Consider the following 5,120-nt stretch of genomic DNA (forward strand, 5'->3'; position numbering starts at 1 on the left):
GTATGGGGAATGGGCTCGCGAGTTCCGGCGGTGGGCACGGCTGCGGAGGACTTTCGTCTGACCGATCTGGAAGGGAACTTACAGAGCTTGAGCCAATATCGGGGGAAGATTGTTTTGGTAAATTTTTGGGCTACTTGGTGCAAACCCTGCACAAAGGAAATGCCGGCCATGCAGATCGTCCATGACAAGCTGCGTGAAAAGGGATTCGTCGTGCTGGCCATCAACGAACTGGAAGACGAGGCTAAAGTGCGTGAGCACATTAGGCAACATGGCCATACATTCCCGGTGCTTATGGACCGAGACAACAAAGTGGCCAACCAGTTCGGGGTTTTCGGGTTGCCTGTGAGCGTATTCATCGATGAGAAGGGAATTGTTCAAGAATATATCAAGGGTGGACTCTTAACCGCGCAGATCGTTGTAGATGTGGTGGCACGTATTCAGAAACAAGAATCAATGAGCGCCACTTCTTTGCGTTAGACGCGCAGCATGAGAATGTTCATAAAACAATCAGGACTAGTCTGGGCAGTACTGCTCGCCGTTGTATTGGCGAACGGATTTATGGCTGCACCCAGTGTCGGCCATGCCGAGCACGACGCCTGCCATCAGACTCAAAGCCATTCAACCGGTCTCTGTGCATGGCTGTGCGCGGGCGGTGTGGGAATCGAATCGTCAGTCGTTCAATTCTCTTCGGAACGTCAGCTCCTTGAATGGCTCGGCATTCCTCCCTCCGACGTAGCCCTCACTGTGGTCTCGCTCTCGTACTTCTTTCGAGGACCTCCTCGTCTCCTCGCATAACCTCATAGTCGACAGCGCGTTCTTCAACAACCGTGTCTCGCGGTGCACCCGATGTGTGGGTTCCGTCGCGTCATAACACAGAAAGAGTTTGTCGCATGGTCCGCTCGATCTGGTCTTCTGTCATTGCGATGAGTGTTGCGATTGAAATGATGGTTGCGATGCTCGGCCCATCCCCGGTCGAGGCGTCGTGCGGCTCGGTCAGTTGTTTTGTCGTCATCGGATCGCAACAACAAGTGCCGATGAAAGGCCTTCTCACCGTCAACGCCATCTACAACTACACGCCGATGGAAGCGCCGCCGGGTGAAGGCGGACGCATTCCTTTTGCCAATCAGGGCGATAAGACTCTCACCCTGGCCAATTTGAACGTGAAACGCATCGAGACCCTGACGCGCACCGCGGCGTTGGACCTCAACTACGGTCTGACCGACCGCCTCGGAATACAAGTGACGTTGCCGTACAAAGCCGTGGACTCCGATGCGCAGATAGGAGGTCTTACCCCAGTGCCCTATGACGACAAGGGACTGGGGGATATTCGCGCGACGCTGAAATACAACTTGTTGCCCACCCTTCGCAGCATGGTCGTGCTTGGGGTGGGAGTGGATTTTCCAACCGGCGACTATGGCCAGGTGGTGGCTGGCACCGACCAGCTGGCCGAGTCAACGTTGCAACTCGGCCGGGGAAACTTCGGTGTCATCCCGATGATGTATCAAACCTATGACCTGATTCCCCATCGGCTGAATCAATTTGCCATGGCGAGTTATCGGTACACGGCGAAGAACAGCGACGGCTACAAGTTCGGCAACGAGGTGAATGTGAGCTTGGGGCTCAATATCATCCCGCTTGAACGGACTCCCTGGTTGGCCGTGACGCAGCAGTTCAACTTCCGATGGATGCAGAACGATGCCATGGACGCATCGCTCTTCTTATTCAATTCCAACACCGGCTCCTCGATTGTGCTCGATCCGGAAGTCAAATTTCGGGCTGTGCCGACCACCGGCTCGACCTATGTCGCCTATTCACCCGGCATCAACTTAAACCTTTGGAACTTCGCGTCCTTCTATTTCATCGCGCAGATTCCTATTTATCGGGACTTCAACGGCAATCTGGAACAGCAGATCAGCTATATCTTCGGAGTGACCAAGTCATTCCAGATCTTTGGCGGAGCCTCATAAAGGTGGGATCTGAGAGCAGGTGCTGATGGTGAGGCAGTATCGAACCAAAATGAGAATTGTCGGGCGTAGAGCACAGTTGTTTCGGTTATTCGCTGGTTGCTGTGCTGTTCTGTGGCTGGCCGGTTCTCTCTCTGCCGCACAGGAAAATCTCATCGGGCGATGGACCGGCTCACATTGTCCGCAGGGGCACACGCAGAGCCAGCAACATAGTCCAAATCATTGCGTTTGGCACTGCGGTGGAATCGGCGACCAGGCATCCAGTGAGAGGGGCAGAGCGTCGGTCTCCATACATGCAGGGTACATCTGGAGTTTCGGCGCGGTTGTTTTGCATGCCGCTGTGTTTCATGCGGAGATCGTTCCGCGAGGGCCGCCGCCTATTCAGAGTGTCGTCTGGATGATGTCGTGTCAGGAAACCGGCAGCGCTCCCCGGTACGAGAGCGACAATTAACGAGGAAGGAATGTTCCATGGAAGCCATCATGAAGAGACGGGTTGTTACAACTTTTTCCAAGAGCACCGTGCTTGGACTTGCATTCATAGCCCTTGCCGCCTGTGATTCGGGAGAATCCACTTCTACCACGGGGACGCCGGCACCAGGCGGCAGCGCCGGCCTCAGCGGCCCGATGGTGTTCGTGAACAATACAGGGGATAAGACGCTGACCAGTGTGGCGTTGAAAGGAGATTCCGGCAATGCGGTGGTTAACACGATGGAGGCGGCAAAATTTGAAAATGTCGCTTTGGGGGATATGCAGTATTCGAGCGGGGATTGGATTTTTATGACGCTTGGGGCGGCAAATAAGGTAGCCACGATCGATCCATTGACCGCCGCGACGCCGGTTCATGAAGTGAACCTACCTGTCGGAACGCGCCCTGTCCATCTCTATCGGGATAGGAACGATGGAGAAGTCATGTGGATTATGAATGACGGCGACAATGCCCCGGCCACAACGACACCGGGAGATGATGTGGTGAATTGCGCGGCGCAGGGTGGGGGATCCGTGACTGTGATCCACAACTCCCACCTTGGGCCAGGTGCCGTCATCCCCCAAGTAGAAAAGACCATCTGTCTCTTGGCGGACGGCCACAAGGTCACGGCTTTTTCCGGAGATGGCGTCCCGAAGCGTGCGTTCGTATCGAGTGAAGTCGGCGGTGAAATCGCCGTCATCGATGATGACGAGGCCTCCGCGAACTACCTTGTGATGATTGCGCGGATCGATCTGTGCAACACGGGTAAAGAAGCGACATTACCGACACCAGCGACGTGTAATCCGGAGAATCCTACCGGTACGACCGCCTTTACGCCGAACAATGCCGGTCCGCACGGTATTCGTTGGTCTACGCTGACCAAGAAGGTCTACAGTATTAGGGAAGGCTATCATGACATCGTCGAAGTCGACCCGGTTTCCTTTACGATCACGAACACATTTGATCTCGCGGGAACTCCATATACCTCGTATGGAATTTCTTCCGATGGCAAGCATCTCCTGCTACGCGGTGAGACGATTGCACCACAAGGGACCAAACTTGGGGTCATCGATCTGAGTGCCGCGACGCCGACCATCGCGAACTTGACCATTCCGGAACTGGATGGAACCTCGCCGGGGGCATTCAAGTTTTCTCCCGACACGAAGCGGTTCTACATTCTAGCCGGAAATGGAGCCACGGCCACCAAGAAGGACAGATTGTATGCGTTCGACTGGACGACCTTGGCGCCGCCGACACTCACGCTGTTGAGGGAAATACCATTGGTCTCGACCGGAGGACACGGCTTCGATGTGTTGGCTCAAGGAGCCGGAGAAGCCAAGTATCTCGCGGTGTCCAACGCAGCTCCCGCCAATTCGTTGACGATTATTAATGCCACAGATAACCAGGAGAAACAGACGGTGCCTGTCGGCGCAAATCCCGGTGGTGTCATGATGTACGAATCCGGAGCGGCGCAAGCCGGTAATCAGGCGAGCAGTTAGCTTCAGGCGCAGATTGGGCGGTTTATTGGAAGTCGATGGGCCGCCCATCAGCCGCACATGATGAATGGCAGCTTTGGTTGTGTATTCATACGAGCAGTCTGGCTCGTTCAGCACGTTTGAGCGAGTCAGGTAGTGATAGCGCCGAATTGTGTGATTAAGTGTAGCATCGGTGAGCAAGCATCGGTAGACATGTTGTCCGGTATGTTGTATAGAGACGATCCGGTGATGAAATCATGATGTGCGCCTATGTCGCTCGTTGTGCCGTGTGGCTCATCGGGTTTGTGACGCTGATCTATAGCGTGCCACTCGTTGTGGCCGGCGATTGCGCGCTTGCTCATGCAGACCACTCTCAGAGTCATCGTCAACATCACCATGACGAGCAAGAATCATCCGGCAAGAATTCTCTCTGCATATGGGCTTGCCAGGGCACGACAGACGCTGGCGAAACGAAGGGAAGGCCACCGGCTGTCACAGAAATGCTTGTGGGTCCAGTCGATTTCATCCTCTACCGGTTCAGCCCTTCGGCAAACGTTGCCACCGTTCCCACGCGTGCACCTCCATCGATTCCCTTCGTCAGGCATGCATAGGCGATAGCGGGTCAATTCATTCGTCACGTCCCGCGTCGTTCGCTTCGACTTATTCACATAACAGCGAAAATTCTGTGTGTTGTCCGGGCAGACGACCCTCCGCTCGGACCATGGCGGGGCGAAGGGTGCCTGCCTCCTCCTTTGCCCCGCCCTTATCGGGTAAGAAAGCGATGAATATGGCACTCAACCAGGCAGAAAACAGGATGGATGTCCCTCGCAACCGGCAACCTCGGTGGAGTGAGGCGTGATCGCCGGTATCGGAGGATCGGGCATGATGACGCGGAGAGTCGTAACAAATTGTGTTGACTGATCGTATTTGCTGGAGTGCGAAAACTATATGAACCTAATCATTGTAATCGTCCTCGTGATCATTAGTGGATTATCGACAACCATTACCGGCGTGCAGGCCCAAGACGAGGCTGTTCCTCAGCCATCGCAGGAATTTGAGGAAGTGATCGCCGAACCTATCGTCGTTTCCGCGACGCGAACCGAGCGGTCGCTGGCCAATCTTCCGGTAAGCGCCACGGTAGTGACTCGGCAGGATGTCAAGGACGCACCCGCGATCGGCACGGACGACATCCTGCGTACCGTCCCTGGTATCAAC

General features: G+C 55.1%; 4 protein-coding genes and 1 pseudogene. All 5 read left to right on the top strand.

Annotated elements, in window-relative coordinates; all coding sequences use genetic code 11:
* Positions 1 to 477 (top strand): peroxiredoxin family protein (locus ACOSYY_RS01150; protein WP_421660406.1); only part of this gene is annotated, 477 nt, incomplete at its 5' end.
* A gap of 9 nt (positions 478 to 486) precedes the next feature.
* Positions 487 to 795 carry a hypothetical protein gene (locus ACOSYY_RS01155; protein ID WP_421660407.1) on the top strand — a complete coding sequence of 103 codons (309 nt, stop codon included), beginning with the start codon at positions 487 to 489 and terminating at the stop codon, positions 793 to 795.
* A gap of 95 nt (positions 796 to 890) precedes the next feature.
* On the top strand, positions 891 to 1,967 hold the full coding sequence (locus tag ACOSYY_RS01160) for a transporter (protein WP_421660408.1): 1,077 nt from the start codon (positions 891 to 893) through the stop codon (positions 1,965 to 1,967).
* Positions 1,968 to 2,432: 465 nt separating this feature from the next.
* Positions 2,433 to 3,929 (top strand): YncE family protein, encoded by a 1,497-nt coding sequence (locus ACOSYY_RS01165; protein WP_421660409.1) that lies wholly within the window; start codon positions 2,433 to 2,435, stop codon positions 3,927 to 3,929.
* Positions 3,930 to 4,853: 924 nt separating this feature from the next.
* Positions 4,854 to 5,120: pseudogene (locus ACOSYY_RS01170) on the top strand (hypothetical protein); the annotation flags it as partial.

It is taken from the genome of Nitrospira sp. BLG_2 (assembly GCF_049222245.1).

What these genes read in the sequence shown, in the direction of transcription:
- ACOSYY_RS01155 (WP_421660407.1), top strand. Translation starts at nt 487, where the DNA reads ATGAGAATGTTCATAAAACAATCAGGACTAGTCTGGGCAGTACTGCTC.
- ACOSYY_RS01160 (WP_421660408.1), top strand. Translation starts at nt 891, where the DNA reads ATGGTCCGCTCGATCTGGTCTTCTGTCATTGCGATGAGTGTTGCGATT.
- ACOSYY_RS01165 (WP_421660409.1), top strand. Translation starts at nt 2,433, where the DNA reads ATGGAAGCCATCATGAAGAGACGGGTTGTTACAACTTTTTCCAAGAGC.